Source organism: Microbacterium flavescens (assembly GCF_018588945.1).
In the GTDB taxonomy this organism is placed as follows: domain Bacteria; phylum Actinomycetota; class Actinomycetes; order Actinomycetales; family Microbacteriaceae; genus Microbacterium; species Microbacterium flavescens.
In genome coordinates this window covers 25,462-49,221 of record NZ_JAFIWA010000008.1, presented here as the reverse complement: position 1 = coordinate 49,221, position 23,760 = coordinate 25,462, and the positions used below count along the sequence as shown (strand labels likewise).

Annotated in this window: 17 protein-coding genes; 13 read left to right on the top strand and 4 right to left on the bottom strand. The window is 71.3% G+C overall.

Features of this window, described 5'->3' with window-relative positions:
• Positions 1-120 precede the first annotated feature (120 nt).
• On the top strand, positions 121-1,191 hold the full coding sequence (locus tag JX005_RS14745) for a threonine aldolase family protein (protein WP_214468358.1): 1,071 nt from the start codon (positions 121-123) through the stop codon (positions 1,189-1,191).
• 74 nt (positions 1,192-1,265) lie between these two features.
• On the opposite strand, the gene JX005_RS14740 is transcribed toward JX005_RS14745, so the two are convergent.
• The 3 genes from JX005_RS14740 to JX005_RS14730 form a co-directional block, all read right to left on the bottom strand.
• Entirely contained in the window at positions 1,266-2,837 is a 1,572-nt protein-coding gene (locus tag JX005_RS14740; RefSeq protein ID WP_214468357.1) for a coiled-coil domain-containing protein, read from the bottom strand.
• A 294-nt stretch (positions 2,838-3,131) separates the two neighbouring features.
• Positions 3,132-5,054 (bottom strand): M3 family metallopeptidase, encoded by a 1,923-nt coding sequence (locus tag JX005_RS14735; protein ID WP_214468356.1) that lies wholly within the window; start codon positions 5,052-5,054, stop codon positions 3,132-3,134.
• 22 nt (positions 5,055-5,076) lie between these two features.
• Positions 5,077-5,736, bottom strand: coding sequence for an NUDIX hydrolase family protein (locus JX005_RS14730; protein ID WP_214468355.1), 660 nt, complete (start codon positions 5,734-5,736; stop codon positions 5,077-5,079).
• A gap of 95 nt (positions 5,737-5,831) precedes the next feature.
• On the opposite strand from JX005_RS14730, the gene JX005_RS14725 reads away from it, so the two are divergent.
• The 3 genes from JX005_RS14725 to JX005_RS14715 all read left to right on the top strand — a co-directional run bounded on the left by JX005_RS14725 (position 5,832) and on the right by JX005_RS14715 (position 8,680).
• Positions 5,832-6,482 (top strand): alpha/beta hydrolase, encoded by a 651-nt coding sequence (locus JX005_RS14725; protein WP_214468354.1) that lies wholly within the window; start codon positions 5,832-5,834, stop codon positions 6,480-6,482.
• 265 nt (positions 6,483-6,747) lie between these two features.
• Positions 6,748-8,424, top strand: coding sequence for an ABC-F family ATP-binding cassette domain-containing protein (locus JX005_RS14720; protein ID WP_214468353.1), 1,677 nt, complete (start codon positions 6,748-6,750; stop codon positions 8,422-8,424).
• A 73-nt stretch (positions 8,425-8,497) separates the two neighbouring features.
• Entirely contained in the window at positions 8,498-8,680 is a 183-nt protein-coding gene (locus tag JX005_RS14715) for a PspC domain-containing protein (protein WP_214468352.1), read from the top strand.
• Positions 8,681-8,701: 21 nt separating this feature from the next.
• Here the strand turns inward: JX005_RS14715 and JX005_RS14710 are convergent, their stop codons facing one another.
• On the bottom strand, positions 8,702-9,718 hold the full coding sequence (locus JX005_RS14710; RefSeq protein ID WP_214468351.1) for a hypothetical protein: 1,017 nt from the start codon (positions 9,716-9,718) through the stop codon (positions 8,702-8,704).
• Positions 9,719-9,870: 152 nt separating this feature from the next.
• Here JX005_RS14710 and JX005_RS14705 point away from each other — a divergent pair, with 152 nt between their 5' ends.
• From JX005_RS14705 to JX005_RS14665, 9 genes are all read left to right on the top strand, one after another.
• On the top strand, positions 9,871-14,661 hold the full coding sequence (locus JX005_RS14705) for an Lhr family ATP-dependent helicase (protein WP_214468350.1): 4,791 nt from the start codon (positions 9,871-9,873) through the stop codon (positions 14,659-14,661).
• Positions 14,654-15,457, top strand: a complete 804-nt coding sequence (locus JX005_RS14700; protein WP_214468349.1) for a DNA-formamidopyrimidine glycosylase family protein — start codon at positions 14,654-14,656, stop codon at positions 15,455-15,457. Before JX005_RS14705 ends, JX005_RS14700 begins: the two co-directional genes overlap by 8 nt.
• 271 nt (positions 15,458-15,728) lie before the next feature.
• Positions 15,729-16,898, top strand: coding sequence for an ABC transporter ATP-binding protein (locus tag JX005_RS14695; protein ID WP_307858605.1), 1,170 nt, complete (start codon positions 15,729-15,731; stop codon positions 16,896-16,898).
• 84 nt (positions 16,899-16,982) lie between these two features.
• Complete coding sequence (locus tag JX005_RS14690) at positions 16,983-18,152, top strand: polyamine ABC transporter substrate-binding protein (RefSeq protein WP_214468347.1); 1,170 nt, start codon at positions 16,983-16,985, stop codon at positions 18,150-18,152.
• A complete protein-coding gene (locus JX005_RS14685) occupies positions 18,145-19,086 on the top strand; it encodes an ABC transporter permease (RefSeq protein ID WP_214468346.1) in 942 nt (313 codons plus the stop codon). Before JX005_RS14690 ends, JX005_RS14685 begins: the two co-directional genes overlap by 8 nt.
• Positions 19,083-19,994 (top strand): ABC transporter permease, encoded by a 912-nt coding sequence (locus JX005_RS14680; RefSeq protein WP_214468345.1) that lies wholly within the window; start codon positions 19,083-19,085, stop codon positions 19,992-19,994. The genes JX005_RS14685 and JX005_RS14680 overlap by 4 nt, the downstream gene beginning before the upstream one ends.
• A gap of 5 nt (positions 19,995-19,999) precedes the next feature.
• On the top strand, positions 20,000-21,655 hold the full coding sequence (locus tag JX005_RS14675) for an amidohydrolase (RefSeq protein ID WP_214468344.1): 1,656 nt from the start codon (positions 20,000-20,002) through the stop codon (positions 21,653-21,655).
• Between the two features lie 245 nt (positions 21,656-21,900).
• Positions 21,901-23,337, top strand: a complete 1,437-nt coding sequence (locus tag JX005_RS14670) for an NAD(P)/FAD-dependent oxidoreductase (protein ID WP_214468343.1) — start codon at positions 21,901-21,903, stop codon at positions 23,335-23,337.
• Complete coding sequence (locus JX005_RS14665) at positions 23,334-23,675, top strand: cupin domain-containing protein (protein WP_214468342.1); 342 nt, start codon at positions 23,334-23,336, stop codon at positions 23,673-23,675. Before JX005_RS14670 ends, JX005_RS14665 begins: the two co-directional genes overlap by 4 nt.
• Positions 23,676-23,760: the final 85 nt, after the last annotated feature.

Sequence of the window (23,760 nt, the reverse complement as noted above, 5' to 3'; positions counted from 1 at the left end):
GCGTACCGTTCTCAGGACCAGAGCCGAGCGCCCCTCGTCCCGCCCGCGGGAAGTCGCGGCGGCCGCCTCCCCACCCGACACCTCCTCCTGAGCTGCGGCACGCAGCTAGATTGGAACATCGTGACGACGATCCACGACCCGAACCTCCGCGGCTTCGCATCCGACAACTACTCCGGCATCCACCCCGAGGTGCTGGCGGCGATCGCGGCCGCGAACGACGGCCACCAGGTCGCGTACGGCGAGGACGTCTACACCGAGCGGCTGCAGTCCGTGATGGCCCGCCACTTCGGCGACGGGGTCGAGGCGTACCCGGTCTTCAACGGCACCGGAGCGAACGTCGTCGGGCTTCAGTCGATGCTGCCCCGCTGGGGCGCCGTGATCTCGGCGACGACCGCGCACATCAACGTCGACGAGGGCGGCGCGCCCGAGCGCGTCGGCGGGATCAAGATCCTGAGCGTCCCGACCGACGACGGCAAGCTCACTCCCGAGCTCATCGACCGCGAGGCGTGGGGCTGGGGCGACGAGCACCGGGCCCAGCCCCTCGTGGTCTCGATCACCCAGTCGACCGAGCTCGGCACGCTGTACTCGGTAGAGGAGATCCGCACGATCGCCGACCACGTGCACGGCCACGGCATGCGGCTGCACATGGACGGATCGCGCCTCTCGAACGCGGCCGCCTCGCTGGGCGTGCCCTTCCGCGACTTCACCCGCGACGCCGGCGTCGACGTGCTGAGCTTGGGCGGCACGAAGAACGGGGCGATGCTCGGCGAGGCGATCGTCGTGCTGAACCCCGAGGCATCCCAGGGTCTGACCTACCTCCGCAAGCTCGACATGCAGCTGTCGTCGAAGATGCGGTTCGTCTCGGCGCAGCTCGTCGCGCTGCTCGACGGCGACCTGTGGCACCGCAACGCCTCCCACTCGAACGCGATGGCGCAGCGCCTGCGCTCCGGCGTCGAGGCCGGACTCGCCGACGGCACCATCCGCGGGGTGGCCTTCACGCAGCCGACGCAGGCGAACGGCGTCTTCGCGACGCTGCCCGACGGCGTCGCCGACCGGCTCCGCGAGTCCTTCCGCTTCTACGACTGGGATGCCGCGAAGAACGAGGTGCGCTGGATGTGCTCGTTCGACACGTCCGAGAACGACATCGACGCCTTTCTGGCCGCGATCGCGCGCGAGACCACGCGCGACTGACCGCGACCCCGCCCGGGGACGAAGAAGGGGCAGGATCCGCCACGGCGGATCCTGCCCTTCGCGTACTCGGCGGGTCAGGCGTCGGCGGGCTGCTCGGCCTCGTCGTCCGAGTGCTGCTCCTCCGGCTGCTGCTCCGCGTCCTCGGCGGACTCCGCGGAGTCGTCCGTCGGCTCCGCCTGCCCGCCCTCGCCCGCCTGCTCGCCCTCAGCGGAGGGGTCGCCTTCGGCGACCGGCGCCGCGTTCTCGCCGTGCTCGGCGTCGACGTCTTCTGCGTGCACCACGTGCTCGATGGGCGCGGCGTCCTCGAGGGGGTCGGCCACGGCGTCGGGCGCCGAGAAGTCGACCGGCGCGGCGGGCCGGATGAGGTCCTTGACCTCCGCCATGAAGCTGGTCAGCTGGTGCTGCTGCCAGCGCAGCTGGCGGGTGCGGTCCTCCGCGTCGCGGAGCACGGCCTGCGAGTGGTTCGTCACCAGGTCGATGATCTGCTGCGCCTTGGCACGGGCCTGGTCCAGCTGCTCGCGGGCGCGGACGTTCGCGTCGGCCTCGACCTGCTGAGCCTGGGCCCGCACGAGCCGCTCGAAGTCGTCGGCCTTCGCCGACACGCGCTGGGCGTGCTCGAGCGACGCGGCCACCTGGTCGTTTGCGTCCTGCGTGATGCGCTCGGCGTGTGCGACGGCCTGATTGTGCAGCACGAGGAACTCCTGCTGGGCGTCGTCCTGACGGCGGGTGAGGGATGCCTCGAACTCGAGGGCGCGCACGCGCAGCTCGCGCACCGCCTCCTCCGCCTCGGACCGGGCGTGCGCCGTCTCGCGGGCGACCATCGACCGCAGCGTCGCGACGCCCTTCTCGGCCTCGGAGCGGATCGCGGCCGCTTCGCGCTCGGCCTGCGAGATCTTCTCGGCCGCATGCGCCGTCTCGCGCTCGATGCGCGTCTGGTGTGCGGTGAGCTCGGTCTCGATGCGCAGTCGCGCCTGCTGCGCCTCGTGCTGGGCCTGCGAGATGATCGCGTCGGCTTCGACCTTGGCGTCCTTGCGGCGGTTGGCGATGTCTTCGTGGGCGGCTCCGAGCAGTCGCTCGCCCTGCACCGTCGCGTTGCGCAGCACGACGCTCGCCTGCTCCTCGGCGACGCGGAGGATCTCCTCGAACTGCGGGCGGTTGGGCGATGCCGACTCCTCGGTCGCGCTGACCAGCTCCTCCGTGAGCGCCTGGACGCGGTGCTCGGAGTTCGCGAGCTTGGCCTGGAGCGCCGCGAGCTCCGCCTCGAGCCGCGCGACGGCGTCGCGGTCGCGGGAGCCCGCCGCCTCGGCCTCGAGGCGCTCGAGCGCCTCCTGCCGCTGGGAGTTCGCGGCGGCCAGCTCGCTCTCAAGGCGGTCGGCCTTCTCGCGGCTCTGCGACACCGCCGCGCTGGCGCGACGCTGGTTCTGCTTGAGCAGCGTCACCTGCTCGGTGGCGGCACGGACACGGGCGTTGAGGCCCGCGATCATCGCGTCGACCTCGTCCTTGTCGTAGCCGCGGAAGGCGGTGGTGAACGCGGCGTCGGCGTTGGCCGCCGGCGCGCTGCCGGAGCTGCCCATCAGGCGGTCGAACGGGTGGGTGCTGGTGTCTTCGGCTGCGTCATGACGCGTGGGCGAGGGATTGTCGGACATCGGCTGTCTCCGCTTCTACGGGGATCGGGGGTCGGCGAGCGCATCGGGGGGATGGGGCGGCGCAGACCCGCGTTCCTCGTCCCGGCGGAGGGTGCATCCGACAGCGGCGAGGGGCGGAGACGACGCCCTCGACGACACCAGGGTTCTGGGCGCAGCGAACTGCGGCTCGGGCAGGTGAAGACTACCCCGCCGACCTGTGTGTCGGGCATGCGCGGAGGACGAACCTGTGGACAGCGGACACGACGCCGCGCGGGCGATTCGCGGGGCCGTGACAAGTGCCCGGATACCGCGGCTTCAGGCCCCCGCGAGCCACTCCCGGTAGGCCTCGAAGGAGTACTCGCGGCCCAGGAAGGACTGCACCAGTTCGCGGGCGTCACGCGACCCGCCGGGCTCGAGGATCTCGCGCCGGTAGCGGTGCGCCGTCTCGCCGTCCATGAGGCCCTTGTCGAACCCCGACAGCAGGTCGCGGGCGATCACGAGGCTCCACTGGTACGTGTAGTAGCAGGCGCCGTACCCGGTGAGATGACCGAAGCCGGCGTACGGGTGCAGCCCCGGCAACGGCTGGACGGGACTCGTGGCGGCGTAGAGGCGCTCGGTCTCGGCCTGGAGGTCGCCCGGACGGTCGACGTGCAGGTGGTACGAGACGTTCGCGTGACCGAGCTGGCGCCGCACTTCGAGCGCGCGCCCGAACGCGTCGGCGACGCGCATCTTCTCGACGAGCTCGCCGGGGATCGGCTCGCCGTCGGCGTTCGCGGTGAACGACCGCAGCACCTCGGCGTCCCACGCCCACTCCTCGAGCAGCTGGCTCGGCGCCTCGACGAAGTCCCACTCGGTCGCGACGCCACTGAAGCGCACCCAGCGCTGATCGGCGCCGAGGATGTCGTGCACGAGGTGTCCGAACTCGTGGAAGAACGTCACGACCTCGTCATGCTCGAGCAGCCCGCGAGAGAAGTTGCACAGCAGCACCGCTTCGGGGAGCGAGCGGCCGGAGACGCCGGGCACGAGCGGGAAGCACGCCGCGTGGTTGAACTTCCCGGCGCGCGGGTGCAGGTCGAGGTGGATCCGGCCGATCCGCTCGCCGTCGCGCAGCACGTCGTAGCTCGACACGTCCTCGTGCCAGGTCGGCACGTCGACGGGCCGGTACTCGACGCCGAGCAGCCGCGCGGTCACGTCGAGGACTCCCGGCTTCACGCGCTCGAAGGGGAAGTAGGACCGCACCAACTGCGCGTCTACGTCGTACTCCTCGCGCTTCAGCGCGCCGAGCAGGTACCAGTAGTCCGCGATCGTCACGACGTCGGCATCGGCGACGTCGCGGCGCAGCCGCTCCTGCAGCCGGGAGTGCTCGGCGTCCGCCGCGGCGGCGGACGCGGCATCCAATCGGGAGAGGAATGCTGGGATCTCGGCACCCGAGCCGATCATGCGGGTCTCGGTCTCGTAGTCGGCCCAGTCGGTGAAGCCGAGCAGCCGCGCGCGCTCCTCGCGCACCTGAAGCAGCTCAGCGAGCACACGGTCGTTGTCGGGCCATGCGAGGTCGTTGTAGGCGCTGAGAAGCGCGACGCGGGTCGCGCGGTCGGCGGCGTACTCGCGCACCGGCATGAGGTCGGTGTAGTCGGTGGTGAGGGTGACGGTGCCGTCCGCATCGGCGGGATGCGCGTCGATGAAGTCCTGCGGCAGACCGGCGAGCCCGGCCGCCGGCACGCGGACCTCGCGGCGGCCGTCACGCACGTTCCGTGAGAACTCGAGCGACAGCTCCGTGTCGCGCTCGGTGAGCGCACGCACCCGCTCCCGCGTCTCGTCATCGAGGTCCACTCCGCCGCGACGGAAGTCGCGCAGGAGGTGCGACAGCAGCCGGGCGGCGTCGTCGTCGAGTCCGGCGGGGTCGGCGTCGGCGAAGACAGCCCAGAGTTCGCGGTCGAGCAGGCGGGCGCTGCTGAGAGCCTCCACCGCCTGCACCTGCGCCTCGGCCGCGTCGCGCACGGCCTCATCAGGGTGCGCCTCGCTGAGCAGGTAGGCCGCGCTCAGCGCTTCGGACAGCGCGATCTCCGCGTCGTTCCACAGCTCGAGCCGCTCGACCGTCGACAGCTCGGGCCCCGCCTTGAGCCGGTCGTCCAGCTCGGCCACACGGGCGATGCGTTCGGCCGCGCGATCGGTGGCGAGGGTCAGCCAGCCCGCGGCGTCAGTGGGGAAGGACAGGGGCTCGAGAACGTCGGTGGTCACCGGACGAGCCTACGACGCCCGATCAGCGCAGTGCCCCGACGCTCGCGAGAGCGAGGCGCACGAGGGTGCCCCGGCCGCCCTCCATCTCGGCGGAAAGGGCATCGGATGCCGCTTCCTCCGGCTTCAGCCACGTCACCTCGAGCGCGTCCTGGCGCGGCTCGCACGTGCCCGTGACCGGGACGACGAAGGCGAGCGACACGGCGTGCTGGCGGTCATCGTGGAACGGGCTCACCCCGGGGATCGGGAAGTACTCTGCGACCGTGAACGGGGCGGGCTGCGGCGGCAGCATGGGGAAGGCCATCGGGCCCAGGTCGTTCTCGACGTGGCGGAACAGGGCGTCGCGCACGGTCTCGCCGTACCGGACCCGGCCCGAGACGAGAGTGCGCGTCATCTCGCCGAGGGGCGTCGCCCGCAGGAGGATGCCCACCTCCGTCACGGTCCCGATGCCGTCGGTGCGCACCGGCAGCGCCTCGACGTACAGCATCGGCAGGCGGCGCCGGGCCTCGGCCAGTTCGACGTCGGTGAGCCAGCCGGGGTTGGCCGCGGCATCCGGTGTCGGCGATCCGAAACCGCCCTCGCCCAGCGGACGACCTCCCGCGCCGAAGGACGCGCCGAGCGGATCGCGGGGGGTCCCGTCGTCGTCGCGCTCGTTGGGGTCGGGATCGGGGGTGCGCACCGGCATGCCTCCTGTATACCCCACGGTCCCGTGCGGCGAGAGTGCCCGGGCGGGGCGTGCGTGAGCCTGCGGCCCGCGCGAGAGCGAGGCAGGATGGAGGGGTGAGCACCCACGCGCCCCTCGACGCGGACGCCGTGCTGTGGTCCGCGGATGCGGGCGACCACGACGGACGGCCGCTTCTGATCCTGCTGCACGGCTACGGTGCGGACGAACGCGACCTGTTCGGGCTCGTCCCCTACCTGCCGCCCGAGTTCGCGGTCGCCGCCGTGCGGGCGCCGCTCGCCCCGCCGTTCCCGGCGCCGGGGTACTCGTGGTACCCGATCGAAGGCCTCGAGACCCGCGACCCCGCGCATGTCACGGCAGCGGCACGCGGACTGATCGAGTGGACGGATGCCGCGGCATCCGCTCACCGCACGGTGGGGCTGCTCGGCTTCTCGCAGGGAGGAGCGGTGGCGCTGCAGGCGATGCGGCTCGACCCGGCGCGCTTCGCCTTCGCGGTCAACCTCTCGGGCTACGTCACGCCCGGCGAGCTTCCCGGCGACCCGGACCTCGCGGAGCTGCGCCCGCCGGTGTTCTGGGGCCGCGGCACGCACGACGACGTCATCCCCGACTTCCTCGTCACCCACTCGACCGACTGGCTTCCCGGCCACGTCGAGCTCAGCGGCCGGGTCTATCCCGGTCTCACCCACAGCGTCTCGGAGCAGGAGCTTGCCGATGTGAGGGTCTTCCTGGACAAGCAGCTCGAGCAGTAGGAACCACGAGATTCCCAGGCGGATCTGCGAGGCATCCGCTATCGTGTCCTCTGGCCTTGTCCCCTCTGTGAGGAACTCCGTTGAAGCTGATCGTCGCGACCGCGCTGTAATCGCGCTGCTCCGTCGTTCCTTCTGACGGCCCAGCGCTTCCGATTCGCGCTGCCGTCGATCCTGCCGCTTCCCCCCGGCTTCTGCCTGCCTTCCGCCGGCGTCGGGTGACCCCGCGGCATCCGGTGCCAGCGCATGACCGCACCACGGAGGTCTCATGCCTACCCATACCCTCACCCCTTCCGTCGTCCTCGAGCGCGTCTCGTTCGCGTGGCCGGACGGCACTCTCGCCCTCGCCGACGTATCCGGCTCCTTCGGAGTCGGGCGCACCGGCCTCGTCGGCCGCAACGGCTCGGGCAAGTCCACGCTCCTGCGGCTCATCGCCGCGGAGCTCGCGCCCGCTTCGGGCAGCGTCGCGACGTCCTCGGATGTCGCGTACCTGCCGCAGCGGCTGACCCTCGACGTCGATCGACCCGTCGCCGAGCTGCTCGGCGTGTCCGGGCCGCTCTCGGCGCTGCGGGCGATCGAGTCCGGCGACGCCGACCCGCGGCACTTCGACGCCGTCGGCTCCGACTGGGACATCGAGGCCCGCTCGCACGCCGCGCTCACCGAGGCGGGCCTCGCGCCCGACATGCTCGACCGACGCGTCGGCGAGCTGTCCGGCGGCGAGGCCGTGCTCACCGCGATCGCCGGCATCCGCCTGCGCGAGGCATCCATCGCCCTCCTCGACGAACCCACCAACAACCTCGACCGCGACGCCCGGGCCCGGCTCGGCGCGATGGTGCGGGGGTGGCGGGGAACGCTCATCGTGGTGAGCCACGACGTCTCGCTGCTCGAGCTGATGGACGAGACCGCCGAGCTCTACGACAACGAGCTGTCCGTCTTCGGCGGCCCCTACTCGGAGTGGCGTGCGTGGCTCGACAGCGAGCAGGATGCCGCGAAGCAGGCCGAGAAGGCGGCCGCGCAGGCCGTCCGGCGCGAGAAGCGCGAGCGCATCGAGACCGAGACCAAGCTCGCCCACCGGAGCGCGGTGGGCAAGAAGGCGCAGGCCGAGAAGCGCGTCCCGGGGATCATCGCGGGCGGCCGCAAGATGTCCGCCCAGGTCTCGGCCGGGAAGCTGCGGACCGAGGCGCGCGGGAAGGAGGCGGAGGCGCGCGACGTGCTCGACGCCGCCGGCCGGCGCGTGCGCGACGACGACACGATCCGCATCGACCTCCCCGACCCGGGGGTGCCCGCGGGGCGCCGCATCGCGACGCTGAGCGACGACCACCGGTCGTGGGTCGTGCAGGGACAGGAGCGGGTCGCCCTCGTCGGCGCCAACGGCGTCGGCAAGACGACCCTGCTGGAGCGTCTGGTCGGGTCGGCGTGTCACAACTCAGCCTCGAATGGCGGTGGCGTCCCCGATGCCCCCGCGACGACGGGCGAGGCGAGCCAGGACGCCGATCCGAGGCGGAGTCACGGCACTGCCGAGCTGCACACCGACCGGGTCGGGTACCTGCCCCAGCGGGTGGACGGCCTGGACGAGGACGCGTCCGTGCTCGAGAACGTCAGGGCCGCGGCATCCGCTGTCCCCGTTCCCGAGCTTCGCAACCGGCTGGCCCGGTTCCTCATCAGGGGCGCCGCGGTCGAACGGCCGGTGTCGACACTGTCGGGCGGCGAGCGGTTCCGCGTCGCGCTGGCCCGCCTGCTGCTCGCCGACCCGGCGCCGCAGCTCATCGTGCTAGACGAGCCGACGAACAACCTCGACCTCGACACGGTCGGGCAGCTCGTCGACGCACTCGCCGCCTACCGCGGCGCGGTGCTGATCGTGAGTCACGACGACGCGTTCCTCGAGCGGCTGGGTCTCGACCTGAAGCTCGAGCTCGGACGCGACGGCGGCCTCACCGAGCTGTGACCGCGACGCTCGGCATCCGGTTCCTTCCGCGGAACCGGGTGCCGAGCGCGCCGAACAGGGCCATCATGAGCACATGAACCAACTCGTCCGGCCCCGCGAGGGGCGCATGATCGCCGGAGCGTGCCTCGCGGTCGCCAACCGGTTCGGTGTGAACGTCGTGGCGGTGCGGATCCTCACGGTCCTCGCGACGGTGTTCTTCGGCCTGTCGATCTGGGTGTACCTGCTGCTCTGGGTGCTCATCCCCGCCGAGCGCTGAGCAGCGGGTCTCGGCCCGGGCTCAGAGCTGGAAGTCGGATGCCGCAGCCGCGGCGACCGCCGTCGCGATCTGCTGCTCGCTCCAGCGCCCCTCGTTACTGACCTCCGCGCTCACGCCGTTCACGCCGTCCGTCAACTCGTACACGCGCCAGACGGTGTAGCCGCCCTTGTCCTTGACGAATGAGTCGATCCCGGGAATCCCCAGGTCGATCGGCTCTCCCAGACCTTCCCACGGCACGTCCCAGGCGATGCCGGCGTCGGCCCGCACGACGACGAACGCTTCGCCGTCGTCATCGGACAAGCTGCACCACGCCATGCGCGACGCGGCATCGGCGATCTCCGTGGCCGCGCCCGCCGGGTCGTGATACCCGGCTTCGGCGGCGGTGACGTCGCTCCCGAGCTGTTCGCCGACCGCGGCCGCGATGTCGTCGCAGGTGAGGATGGGCAGCCATCCCGTGCGATCCCGCGCCCAGAGGTCGTCCGAAGACCTCCAGCTCTCCGCGACGGCCGGTCCGACGGAAGCCGCCGCGGCATCGGCCTCCTCGCGTGTGCGACCCTCAGCCCCCCAGCTCGAGCCGCTGACCCACAACGACTCGTCCTCCCACACCCACGCGCACGCGTAGTCGCAGGCACCGAAGTAGTACGTCTGCGAGCCCGGTTGGAGCTCCGCTTCTCCCAGCCCCGCGCGCGGGATGATGTCGAGCCGCCCGCCTTCCCACTCGCAGCTGAGCCCTCCCGCTGCGCTGATCGACCGTGTCCAGCGCAGGTCCCTGGCCGTGTAGCCGATCACCTCGTACCCGAGGGCCTCGCCGAGCTCGGCGGCTGAGATCGCGGCCTCGCAATCACCGCTGAACGCCGCCGGGGGGCGTTCGGCCGCGCCGACCACCCGCACCTCGGAGGACGGCGTCGTGCTCGGCGTGGCGTCAGGCGCGGGTGCGGCCGCGGCTGTCTGCTCCGGTTGCGTGGAGGGCGTCGCGCACCCCGCGAGCATGACGACAGCGGTCGCGAGGACCGCGGCGGCGAGGGGGGAGCGTCGCATCACGGGAATCCTTGGGAGTGAAGTTGTCGGGCGACTCTATCCCGGCGGCGTCGGCGCGCAGCATCCGCTTTCCAACGATTCGGCAACGACCGCTCGCGAGAGGCTCGCGTCAAGCCCGCCCGGATGTCGCCGCCAGCGACCAAGATGGAGGGATGAGCGACGTGCTCGAGCGGTTCAGCCCTGCCACGCAGGACTGGTTCCGCGGCGCCTTCGCCCGCCCGACCGACGCGCAGATCGGCGCGTGGGACGCCATCTCGCACGGCAAGCACGCCCTCGTCGTCGCCCCGACCGGGTCGGGCAAGACCCTGTCGGCGTTCCTCTGGGCCATCGACCGGGTCTTCCGCGAGCCCTTCGATACGGCGGCTTCGCCGCCTACTCAGGGACCGGGTGCCCGCGGCCAGGGCAAGAAACGGCGCGACCACGACGCGACCAGGCGCACCCGCATCCTCTACATCTCCCCGCTCAAGGCGCTGGGTGTCGACGTCGAGCGCAACCTCCGGTCGCCGCTCGTGGGCATCGGGCAGTCCGGGCGGCGCCTCGGCGTCGCCGTGCCGGATGTGACCGTGGGCGTCCGCTCCGGTGACACGACGTCGAGCGATCGGCGGAAGCTGGTCACGGCACCGCCCGACATCCTCATCACGACACCCGAGTCGCTGTACCTGATGCTCACGAGCGCGGCGGGCGAGACGCTCAAGGGCGTCCACACCGTGATCGTCGACGAGGTGCACGCCGTCGCCGCGACCAAGCGCGGCGCGCACCTCGCGGTGAGCCTCGAGCGCCTCGACGCCCTGCTCGAGAAGCCCGCACAGCGCATCGGACTCTCGGCGACGGTGCGCCCGATCGATGAGGTCGCGCGGTTCCTCGGCGGTTCGGCACCGGTCGAGATCGTCGCCCCGAAGTCGTCGAAGGCGTTCGACATGCGAGTGGTCGTGCCGATCGACGACATGCTGAACCCTCCTCCTCCGCCGGGCACCGCACCGCCGGAGGACTGGGCACCGGCCGCCGCCTCCAGAAACGGCGACGGCGACGGCGACGGCGACGCGATCGACGAGGACTGGTTCGCCGACGGGTCGAGCGGCAAGACGCGCGCGGCCGGCGCCGGCGAGATCGAGATGACGGGCTCGGTGTGGCCGCACGTCGAGGAGGCGATCGTCGACCGCATCCTGCAGCAGCGGTCGACCATCGTCTTCTGCAACTCGCGCCGCCTCGCCGAGCGGCTCACGGGGCGCCTCAACGAGATCTACTCCGAACGGCTCGGGCTCGCTCTGCCCGAGACATCCGTCCCCGCCGCGATGATGGCGCAGGCCGGGGCGACCGCAGGAGCCGACCCGGTGCTCGCCAAGGCGCACCACGGCTCGGTCTCGAAGGAGCAGCGCGCGCAGGTCGAGGAAGAGCTGAAGTCAGGCGTCCTGCGATGCGTCGTCGCGACCAGCAGCCTCGAGCTCGGCATCGACATGGGGGCGGTCGACCTCGTGATCCAGGTGGAGGCACCGCCCAGCGCGGCCTCCGGCCTGCAGCGCATCGGGCGCGCCGGCCACCAGGTCGGCGAGGTGAGCCGGGCGGCTCTGTTCCCGAAGCATCGCGGCGACGTGCTCCACACCGCAATCGTCACGGAGCGCATGCTGGCCGGCCAGATCGAGGCGATCTCCATTCCCCAGAACCCGCTCGACATCCTCGCGCAGCAGACGGTCGCGGCCTGCGCGCTCGCTCCGATCGACGTCGAGGGCTGGTACGAGACGCTCAAGCGCAGCGCGCCGTTCCGCTCGCTTCCGCGCTCGGCCTACGAGGCGACGCTCGACCTGCTCGCCGGGCGCTTCCCGTCCGACGAGTTCGCCGAGCTGCGGCCGCGGCTCATCTGGGATCGCGACCACGGCACGCTCACCGGGCGCCCCGGCTCGCAGCGCATCGCCGTGACGAGCGGCGGCACCATCCCCGACCGCGGGCTCTTCGGCGTCTTCGTCGCGGGGGAGTCGGCGAACGCCCGCGTGGGCGAGCTCGATGAGGAGATGGTCTACGAGTCGCGCGTCAACGACGTCTTCACACTGGGCACGACGAGCTGGCGCATCGTCGAGATCACCCACGACCGGGTCAACGTCGTGCCGGCGTTCGGGCAGCCGGGCAAGGTGCCGTTCTGGCACGGCGACGGCATCGGCCGCCCCGCCGAGCTGGGCGAGGCGCTCGGGAAGTTCTCGCGGGAGGTCTCGGCGGCGAAGCCCGGCGCGGCCGAGGAGCGGCTGAGCGAGGCCGGCCTCGACGACTACGCGCAGGGCAATCTGCTCGCGTACCTCGCCGAGCAGCGGGAGGCGACCGGCACCCTCCCCACCGACCGGCAGCTGACCGTCGAGCGCGGCCGCGACGAAGTCGGCGACTGGCGGGTCATCCTGCATTCCCCGTACGGCATGCAGGTGCACGCACCGTGGGCGCTGGCCGTGAACGCGCGCATCCGCGAGCGGCTGGGCGTCGAAGGATCCGCGGTCGCGAGCGACGACGGCATCATCGCGAGGATCCCGGATGCCTCGGCCGAACCACCCGGGGCGGAGCTCTTCGTCTTCGACCCCGACGAGCTCGAGCAGATCGTCACCGAGGAGGTGGGCGGCTCGGCGCTGTTCGCCTCCCGGTTCCGCGAGTGCGCGGCGCGGGCGCTCCTCATGCCCCGGCGCAACCCGGGTCGGCGGAGCCCGCTGTGGCAGCAGCGTCAGCGGTCCGCGCAGCTGCTGGAGGTGGCGCGGCGCTATCCGACGTTCCCGATCATCCTCGAAACGCTGCGGGAAGTGCTGCAGGACGTCTACGACGTCCCTTCGCTGCTGCGCATCGCCCGCAGCATCGGCGACCGCCGCATCCGTCTCATCGAGACCGAGCCCGCGCAGCCCTCGCCGTTCGCACGCGACCTGCTCTTCGGATATGTCGGTGCGTTCATGTACGAGGGCGACTCGCCGCTGGCCGAGCGTCGCGCGGCTGCGCTCTCCGTCGATCCGGCCCTCCTGTCCGAGCTTCTCGGCAAGATCGAGATGCGCGAGCTGCTCGATCCCGACGTCATCGCCCAGTTCGAACGCGAGGCTCAGCGGCTCGATCCCGACCGCCGTGCCCGCGGGCTCGAGGGCGTCGCCGATCTCCTGCGCCTGCTGGGCCCCCTCGACGCGGCCGAGGTCGCCGCGCGCCTCCAGTCCACCGACACGGACGCGGCCACCGAGGGCGAGGCCGCCGCTCTTCTCGAAGACCTCGTCACCACCCGCCGCGCCATCCGGGTCACCATCGCCGGCGTCCCGCGCGTGGCGGCCATCGAAGACGCCGGGCGGCTGCGCGACGCGATCGGCGTGGCCCTCCCGGTCGGCATCCCGACCGCGTTCCTCGAACCGCTCGCCGACCCGCTCGGCGACCTGGTGGCCCGACACGCCCGCACGCACGGACCCTTCACCGCGGATGCCGTGGCCCAGCGTCTCGGCGTCGGCATCGCGGTGGCCCGCCACACTCTGCAGCGCCTCGAGTCGCAGGGCCGTCTCGCGAGCGGGTTCTTCCTTCCCGCGTCGGAGGCCACCGCCGGCGACGACACGGAGTGGTGCGACGCCGAGGTCCTGCGCCGCCTCCGGATGCGCTCGCTCGCGGCCATCCGCGGCAGCGTCGAACCCGTGCCGCAGGACGCATATGCCCGCTTCCTGCCGGTGTGGCAGCACGTCTCACGGCCGCTCGACGGCATCGACGGCGTCGCAGCGGTGGTCGAGCAGCTCGCCGGCGTGCCGATCCCGGCGAGCGCGTGGGAGTCGCTCATCCTGCCGGGGCGCGTCGCGGACTACACCCCGGCGATGCTCGACGAGCTGACCGCCACCGGCGAAGTCGTCTGGTCTGGCCACGGCAGTCTTCCGGGCCGTGACGGCTGGGTCGCCCTGCACCCGGCCGACGCCCTGCCGCTCACCCTGAGCGTCGCCGACGACGAGGTCGCGGCCGGCTCTCTCGACGAGCAGCTCCTCGCGGCGCTCGACGCCGGCGGCGGGTTCTTCGCCACGCAGCTGCGACAGCTGACGGGCGCCGAGAACGAGCAGTCCGTCGTCGACGCGCTGTGGCGGCTGACGTGGTCCGGAAGGGTCACGAACGACACGTTCGCCCCCGTGCGCACGCTGGTCGGCGGCGGCTCGCAAGCGCATCGCGTGGCGCGCAAGACCCCGCGCACGCGGCTGTACCGGGGCGCCGCCGTGCGCACGGTGGCGGCATCCGTGCCGCCGCGCCCACCCACGATCGGCGGACGATGGTCGCTGCTGCCCGCTCCCGAGGCAGACCCTGCGCTGCGCGCCACGGCGGCCGCCAGCCTGCTCCTCGACCGCTACGGCGTCGTCACCCGCGGCGCGGTCCAGGCGGAAGGGCTCCCGGGCGGGTTCGCCCAGGCCTACCGCGTGCTCGCGGGGTTCGAGGAGGCGGGTCACTGCCGCCGGGGGTACGTCATCGAGAAGCTCGGCGCCGCCCAGTTCGCGGCGTCCACCACCGTCGACCGGCTGCGCGAGTTCGCCGGCCTGTCCGATCCGCCGCCCCTGCGGGCCGTCACGCTCGCCGCCACAGACCCGGCCAATCCGTACGGCGCCGCCCTCGCGTGGCCTGCGCTCGAGGGAGTGAGTCATCGTCCGGGGCGCAAGGCGGGTGCGCTCGTCGTGCTCGTCGACGGCGCGCTCGTGCTCTATCTCGAGCGCGGCGGCAAGTCGGCCCTTGCGTTCACCGGCGACGAAGCGGCTATCGCGGCCGCGACGCGCGACCTGGCGGCGACGGCACGGGCTCGGCGGCTCGACACGCTCACGATCGAGCAGGTCAACGGCGCATTCGTCCACGGCACCGGATGGGGCCGGGCGCTGCGCGAGGCCGGCTTCGTCGAGTCGCCGCGCGGCCTGACCCTGCGCCGTCTGACGGCCGGCGATGCCGAGCGCGCGGCGCGCCAGAGCGCGGGATCGGCGAATGCCTGAGGGCGACACCGTCTACCGCACGGCCCGGCGGCTCGACGACGCCCTCGCCGGCGCGACGGTCACGCGCTTCGAGCTGCGCGTGCCCCAGGTGGCGGCGGTCGACCTGACCGGCAGCGTCGTCCACGGCGTCGTGTCACGCGGAAAGCACCTGCTGCATCGCATCGGCGACCAGACTCTCCACTCGCACCTCAAGATGGAGGGCGAGTGGCACGTGTACCGGCGCGGCGAGCGCTGGCGCAACGCCGCGTTCAAGGCGCGGGCGGTCATCGGCGCCACCTCTCCCGACGGCACGGAATGGGAGACGGTGGGCTTCGACCTCGCCGACATCACCGTCGTGCCGACGACCGCGGAAGACACGCTCGTCGGCTACCTCGGACCCGACCCGCTGTCGCCGGACTGGGATCCCGCCGAGGCCGCGCGCCGTCTCAGCGCCGACAGCCGCGCGGTGCACGTCGCGATCCAGGATCAGCGCAACGTCGCGGGCTTCGGCAACGAGTACGCCAACGAGATCCTGTTCGTGCGCGGCGTCCTCCCCACCACGCCGGCGGAACGGACGGACGCCGCTGCCCTCGTCGACCTCGGCGCCCGCATGATCCGCGCGAACCGCGACCGCAGCGGCCGCACCTTCACCGGCGACGCCCGACCTGGCCGCTCGACGTGGGTGTACCGCCGCGAGGGCCGCGAATGCCGTCGCTGCGGCGCGATCATCCGCGGCGGATCCCTCGGCGCCGATCCCACGAAGGAGCGCATCGTGTTCTGGTGCCCGGTGTGCCAGACCGACCCGTCCGCGGAGTGACGTCGACGGCTCATCGCCGGTTCCACGGACGATCTGTCGGCAGGGCGACGTGGCCGGCCGAGCCGCAACGCGTGAGCGCCCCGAAACCGCGCGGTTTCCTGACCGTTACACAACTCCGGACGTTCTGTCAGGCTCGACCTCGGCACGCCCCGGATCGTCCGGTTCGACGACCGGCACGTTGCGGCGGATGAACCACCCGCTATTGAATACCCCACACATGCCACCCCGGTCGTGCACCGTCGCGCGGCCCGCAGCAGAAGGACCTCAACAGGTGACCACGGCGACTGACGCGGAGACCACTCCGACGACCAACCCGGTTTCGACGGAGGGCCGCGGTGCGGTGGTCCTGTCGGGGATCACGAAGCTCTACGGCGACCAGGTCGCCGTCGACGATCTGTCCCTCACCGTCCAGCCCGGCGAGTTCATCTCGCTCCTCGGTCCGTCGGGATGCGGCAAGACCACCACCCTCCGCATGATCGCCGGCTTCGAGCATCCGGATGCCGGCGACATCAGCGTCTCGGGCAAGTCCGTGCTCAACGCGCCCCCGTACCGCCGCGACGTCAACACCGTCTTCCAGGCCTACGCGCTCTTCCCTCATTTCAGCGTCGCGGAGAACGTCGCGTACGGGCTCCAGCAGCGCCGCACGCCGAAGGCCGAGATCCGCGAGAAGGTGACGCAGGCGCTCGACCTGGTGCAGATGCGCAGCTTCGGCGACCGCAAGCCCACGCAGCTCTCCGGCGGCCAGCAGCAGCGCATCGCCCTCGCCCGCGCCCTCGTCAACAGGCCGTCGGTGCTCCTGCTCGACGAGCCGCTCGGCGCGCTCGACCGTCAGCTGCGCGAAGAGATGCAGCTGGAGCTCAAGCTGCTCCAGTCCCGCCTGGGCATCACGTTCGTGTTCGTGACGCATGACCAGGGCGAGGCGCTCTCGATGAGCGACCGCATCGCGATCATGCGCGCCGGCCGCATCGAGCAGCTCGCCGACGCCGACACGGTGTACGCCCGTCCCGCGTCCGCCTACGTCGCGGCGTTCGTCGGCCAGCAGAACTTCTTCCGCGGTCAGATCGCCGAGTCGGGCGCCGCGATCGCCTCCCCGCACGCGCTCGTGCGCGCGGCCGAGACGCGGCTGGCGGGCACCGGGCAGGGCGAAGCCGCCGTCCGCCCCGAGTACATCCGCATCGAGGCGGCCGGCCCGGCCGCCACCTCCGAGGCCAACACCGCGCGCGGCGCGCTCATCGGCGTCTCCCACCTCGGCGACACGATGCAGTATCTGGTGAGCCTCGGCGACGAGCAGAGCCTCATCGTCCGGCGCCCGACGCCTGACGCCCCGGCACTGCAGATCGGCGATCCCGTCGTGTGCACGTGGTCTGCGAACCACGTGCTGCTGTTCCCCGCCGACGAAGCCGCTCAGGAGGGCGGCTACATCGCACCGCCCACCGTCTGACCCTTTCCACGACCGCACGACCGCACGACCGCACAGCCGCAGCACCCGCTCACCCGGCTCCCCGACCCGAACCTGGAGACCACGATGACCGACTCACGCAACCCCATCCGCATTCTCGCGCCTGAGGGCTCGGCGCCGTCGATCATGCGCGAGCTCTCGCGCCGCCGGTTCCTCAGCATCGCGGCCATCGCGGGCTCCGCCGCCGCGCTCGCCGCGTGCGCCCCGGGCGGCGGCGGCTCACCTCAGCCGCAGGCGACCGGCGGTGCGCTCGAAGGCAACCTGTCGGTGTACACCTGGGGCGACTACGACTCCCCCGATGTCGTCTCGGGCTTCACGTCCGAGCTCGGCCCGAAGGTGACGCTCGACTCCTACAGCTCGAACGAGGAGCTCATCGCGAAGCTCGTCGCCGCGAAGGGCACGTCGGGCTACGACATCGTCGTGCCGACGGGCGTGTTCATCCCGCAGATGATCGAGAACGGCCTGCTCCTCGAGTTCAACAAGGATCTTCTGCCCAACATGTCCAACATGGACCCGGCCTACCTCGGCCGGGCGTGGGACCCGAGCAATGACTACTCGATCTGCAAGGCGTGGGGCACGACAGGCTTCGTCTACGACAAGAACGTCATCACGCGCGAGCTCACGACGTGGGCCGACTTCTTCGACGCCGCACAGAACGAGGCGAGCGGCAAGACGTCGATGCTCGACGACCCGGCCGGCACGCTCGGCTCCTACTTCTGGGCCAACGACACCGACTGGAACACCGAAGACCCGGACCAGCTCGACGCCGCGCGCCAGTTCCTCGTCTCCGACATCGCGTCGCACATCTCGGCGTTCGACTCGTACCCCAGCACCGCCATCGTGCAGGGCTCCCAGGTGCTCATGCAGTCCTGGAACGGCGAGGCGCGACTCGGCATCCAGGAATCGAGCGATCCCGACCGCTGGCAGTGGGTTCTGCCCGGCCCTCAGACTGAGCTGTGGATGGACAACTGGGCGATCGCCGCAGGCGCTCCGCACCCGGAGGCCGCGCACGCGTTCATCGACTACTCGATGTCGCCCGAGAGCCTCGCCCTCAACCTGGACTACATCGGCTACAACGTCGGCGGCAAGGACATGGACACGAGCGGCGTCGAGCTCAGCGAGTTCATCTTCTTCACGCCCGAGCAGCTCGAGACGATGCACGAGCAGGAGCTCAACGACTCCCAGACCACGCGGGTCGAGATCCACAACGAGATGAAGGCCGCCGCAGGTGCGTAGTCGCGCGGCGGGAGCCGCGCTCGCCGTGCCGGCGTGGGCGTGGCTCCTGCTCTTCTTCGTCGCTCCGGTGGCGATGGTCGTGTGGTTCAGCTTCGGGTACAAGCCGGGCGTCTTCGGCACGCACTCGAACGACATCCTCTCGTTCGACCGGTACGTCGAAGCCTTCTCACCCACGTTCTTCGCAACGTTCCAGAACACCTTGTGGGTCGGCATCCTCGGCACGGTTCTGTGCTTCCTCATCGGGGCGCCGGTGGCGTACTGGATGGCGTTCAAGGTGCGGCCGGATCGCCGCGGCATCCTCATCGCCCTCGTGCTCGTGCCGTTCTGGACCAACTTCCTGGTCCGCACCATCGGGTGGCAGGTCATCCTCGCGCCCGAGGGGTGGCTGTCGACCGTGCTGCAGTCCATCGGCGTGCTCGACGGTCCGCTCGCCCTCATGTACACGCGCACGGCAGTCGTCATCGGCGTGGTCTACAACTACCTGCCGCTGATGATCCTGCCTCTGTTCGTCGCATTCGACCGGGTCGGTCCTGCGCTGCGGGAAGCGTCGAAGGATCTCGGCGCGGGCAAATGGACGACCTTCTTCCGCGTCACGCTGCCACTGTCGCAGCCCGGCATCATCGCCGGCGTGCTGCTGGTGTTCATCCCGCTGATGGGCGACTACATCACCGCGACGGTGCTGGGCGGCGCGCAGGGCAACATGGTGGGCCAGCTCGTCGCCAGCCAGTTCCAGACCGCCCAGAACTGGGCGCTCGGCTCGGCGATGGCCGTGCTGCTCATGCTCGTCATCATGCTCACGATCGGCGTCGCGGGTGTCGTGATCTGGCTCGTAACCCTGCCGTTCCGCACCCGCAATCGTCTCGTGCTGGGTCCGGTGCCCGAGACCGCCCGGGTGAATGACTCGATCGAGGTCCCCGCGGAGGCGACGACATGACCCAGACGATGACCGAGACGATGCTCCGGGCGCAGGCACCGGCAGGCGCCCGCGACACCGCGCGACGCCGTAAGCGTTCGTGGTCCGACATCGCCCTCAACGTGTGGGGCATCGCCGTGATGCTCTTCCTGTTCCTGCCGATCATCGTGATCGTCATCTACTCGTTCAACACCGGGCGCCTCCTGGTGTCCTGGGGCGGGTTCGGATTCGACGCGTTCCTCACCATCCTCGAGAAGCCTGCCATCCAGAACGCCGTCCGGGTGTCGCTCATCACGGCGTTCATCGCGGCGATCATCGCCACGGCTCTCGGCACGCTCGCCGGCATCGCGATGGCGCGGCACCCCGGCAAGTGGGTGTGGTGGTTCCTCGGCCTGCTGCTGCTCGTCTCGGTGACCCCCGAGATCGTCGACGCCGTCGCACTCCTCCCCTGGATGGTGCTCCTCGGACAGGACCTCGGCTTGACGATCTTCAACGACGGCATCGTGCGGCTCTCAGTAGGCTCATCGCTCTTCGCCACAGCCGTGGTGTCGTACATCGTCCGCGCCCGGTTGGTCGGCATGGATGCCCACCTGGAAGAGGCGTCGGCCGACCTGTACGCGAAACCGGGGACGACCTTCCGCCGCGTGACGCTGGCGCTCGCGATGCCCGCCGTGCTCGCCGGCTTCCTGCTCGCCTTCACGCTGAGCCTCGACAACACGATCGTCGCCTCGTTCGTGCAGGTGTCGGGAACGACCCCGTGGCCCGTGTACGTGCTCAGTGCGGTGCGTTCAGGGCTCCGTCCCGAGATCGCGGCGGTGTCGACGATCATGCTCCTGCTGACCCTCATCGCCCTCGCACTGGTCGCGCTGGTGCTGAAGCGCGCCGGCGACTCCGCGACGCAGATCGCCCGCACGATGACGGGAGGCTGACCGCGGTGCGGTACGCCGACCTCGTCTTCACCGGTGGCCCCGTCTTCACGGCGAACGCCGTGCGGTCGCGCGCCCGCACGGTCGCGGTGGCCGGAGGCAGGATCGTCGCGGTCGGCAGCGACGACGTCCGCGACCTCATCGGCCCGAAGACAGAGCTGGTCGATCTGAACGGACGGATGCTGCTGCCCGGGTTCCAGGACGCGCACGTGCACCCCGTGTGGGGCGGCCTCGACATGCTGCGGTGCGATCTGTCCGAGCACAGCACCGCTGCGGAGTACCTCGACGCGATCGGCGCGTATGTCGCCGACCACCCCGACGACGAGTGGATCCTCGGCGGCGGCTGGCAGATGTCGGCGTTTCCCGGAGGGACGCCCACGGCGGCGGCGCTCGACGCCGTGGTGCCCGATCGACCCGCGTTCTTCCCGAACCGCGACGGGCACGGCGCCTGGGTGAACTCGGCCGCGCTCCGCCTGGCGGGCATCGACCGCGACACTCCCGACCCGGCCGACGGGCGCATCGAGCGCGACGCCGACGGCCATCCCTCGGGAACCCTGCACGAGGGCGCGATGGGCCTCGTCAACCGCCACCTCCCCGAGGAGCCCCTCGAGCGACTCACCGAGGCGCTCCTCGTGGGGCAGCGCTACCTCCACTCGTACGGCATCACGGCCTGGCAGGACGCCATCGTCGGTTCCTACGGCGATGCCGGCGACCCGGGGCCCGCGTACCTTCGCGCGGCAGCCGACGGCACGCTGACCGCACGCGTGGTGGGCGCCATCTGGTGGGATCGCAGGCAGGGACTCGAGCAGATCCCGTCCATCCTCGACCGGCGCGAGCGGTACCGCGGCGGGCGCTTCGCCGCGACGTCCGTCAAGGTCATGCAGGACGGCGTGGCCGAGAACTTCACTGCCTCGATGCTCGAGCCGTACTGCGATGGTCACGGCCACTTCACCGACAACTCAGGAATCTCCTTCGTCGATCCCGACGTGCTCAACGAGGCGGTCCCGCTCCTCGACGCCGAAGGATTCCAGGTGCACTTCCACGCCATCGGCGACCGCGCCGTGCGGGAGTGCCTCGACGCGGTCGAGCACGCGATCGCCCGGAACGGCCACGGCGACAACCGTCACCACATCGCCCACATCCAGGTCGTCCACCCCGAAGACGTCCCGCGCTTCCGGCAGCTGGGGGTTGCGGCGAACATGCAGTCGCTGTGGGCGGCCCTCGAGCCGCAGATGATCGACCTCACGCTTCCCTTCCTGGGCGAGCCGCGCAGCGCGTGGCAGTACCCGTTCGGCGACCTCCTGCGCGCGGGCGCCGTGCTCGCCGCCGGCAGCGACTGGTCGGTCTCGACGCCCGATCCGCTCGCCGCGATCCACGTCGCCGTCAATCGCCTGGCGGCCCCCGGCCAGGAGGAGCACGAGTACGAGGTGTTCCTCCCCGAGCAGGCCGTCGACCTCGCGACGTCGCTCACCGCCTACACGGCCGGCTCGGCCTGGGTGAACCACCTCGACGAGAGCACCGGAACGATCGAGGTCGGCAAGTACGCCGACCTCGCCGTGCTCGACCGCGACCCGTTCGACGGCCCGGCCGACGAGATCGGCGAGACGCGCGTGCTGCAGACGTTCGTCGAGGGCGCGCGCGTGTACGCCGCGCCCGACGCGTAGGCCGATACAGAGGCCCAGGCCGAGCCAGGAGCGCAGGCCGAGGCATCCGCTCTCCCGCCGCACCCGACGTCCCACCCGCAGCCGACCTCCACCCGCACCCGACCTCCCACCCGCCCAGAACAGGTGATCTGACGGAAACAGGGCGATATCGACCGATCCGTCCTGTATTCGCCGGATCACCTGTTCTGGGCGACCGCGAGAAACCAAGATCGAAGCAGACAAAACCGAGCAGGGAAGTGATACCCGTGGGCACGACCGTCTTCGAGCGACAACGGCCGGCAGCATCCGTCATCCGTTACAGCCTCTCCGAGACACGGCAGAGCGTCTTCTGGCTGGACGACCTCCCCGACGCCCCGGCGCGTGCGCGCGTGACCGGCGAGTCGACGGCCGATCTGGTCGTCGTCGGCGCCGGCTACACCGGGCTCTGGACCGCCCTGCAGGCGAAGCGCCGCAACCCCGCGAGCCGCGTCGTCGTGGTCGAGGCGCGCACGGTCGGCTGGGCGGCATCGGGCCGCAACGGCGGGTTCTGCGAGGCGAGCCTCACGCACGGCCGCGACAACGGACTGAGCCGCTGGCCCGACGAGATCGACCGCCTCGACGAGCTCGGACTGGCGAACCTCGACGCGATGGGCGAGGACATCGCGCAGTACGGCATCGACGCCGACTGGGAGCGCGTCGGTTCGCTCGGCGTGGCCACCGAGCCGCACCAGCTCGAATGGCTGGACGAGTGGGCAGCGGATGCCGCGGCCCGAGGCGAGGACGGAGTGCTGAGGCTCACCGAGGCCGAGGTGCAGGCATCCATCGCCTCCCCCACGTATCTCGGCGCCGTCTGGGAGCAGCACTCCACGGCGATGGTGCACCCGGGCAAGCTCGCCGCCGGCCTCGCGCACGCCGCCGAGGAGGCGGGCGTCGAGATCTTCGAGGGCTCGCCCGTGCACGCGCTCGACGACGCCGGCGAGACGGTGAAGGTCGTCACGACCCACGGCCGCATCACCGCGGGCCGCGTTGCGCTCGCCACCAACGTCTTCCCGTCGCTGCTCAAGCGCAATCGCCTCATGACCGTGCCGGTGTACGACTATGTGCTCATGACCGAGCCGCTGTCGGACGCGCAGCTCGACGAGATCGGCTGGCGAGACAGGCAGGGCATCAGCGACCTGGCGAACCAGTTCCACTACTACCGTCTCAGCCGCGACAATCGCATCCTGTTCGGGGGCTACGACGCCGTCTACCACTACGGTCGCCGCGTCCGATCGCAGTACGAGAACCGGCCGCAGTCGTTCGAGAAGCTCGCGAGCCACTTCTTCACCACGTTCCCGCAGCTGGACGGACTCCGGTTCACGCACAAATGGGCCGGCGCGATCGACACGTCCACCCAGTTCTGCGCGTTCTTCGGCACCGGACGTCAGGGGCGGGTGGCCTACGCCGCGGGCTTCACGGGGCTCGGCGTGGCCGCGACGCGCTTCGCCGCCGACGTGATGCTCGACCTCCTGTCGGGCGGGCGCACCGAGCGCACCGAGCTCGAGATGGTCCGCAAGCGCCCGCTCCCGTTCCCTCCCGAGCCGGCGGCCGCCATCGGCATCAACGCCACCCGCTGGTCGCTCGATCGTGCCGACCACCACGACGGCAAGCGCAACCTGCTGCTGAAGACGCTCGACGCCCTCGGCCTGGGGTTCGACTCATGAGCGACCTGGACGCCGGAGTCCTCGTCTCCGCGAGCGAGGTCGACGTGCCGCTCACCCCCGTGCCGCCCGCGCAGGTCGTGTCGGGGTCGCCGTCGACAGGGTCGGTCGATCTGGACGAGGACATGGGCATCGGCGTGTGGGAGATGACGCCGGGCGCGATTTCCGACGTCGAGGTCGATGAGGTGTTCGTCGTGGTCGCGGGTTCGGCGACGGTGGAGTTCGTCGACCCCGCCCTGCCCTCGATCGACCTCGAGCCGGGCTCGATCGTGCGGCTGGAAGCGGGGATGCGCACGATCTGGACCGTGCGCGAGGCCCTCCGCAAGGTGTACCTGGCGTAGAGCTCCTTCCCGGGAGGCGCGTTTCGTCTCGGTCGCTGCGCTCCCTCGCTCAACGACCGGGTACCCCACCCCCGGGTCGTTGAGC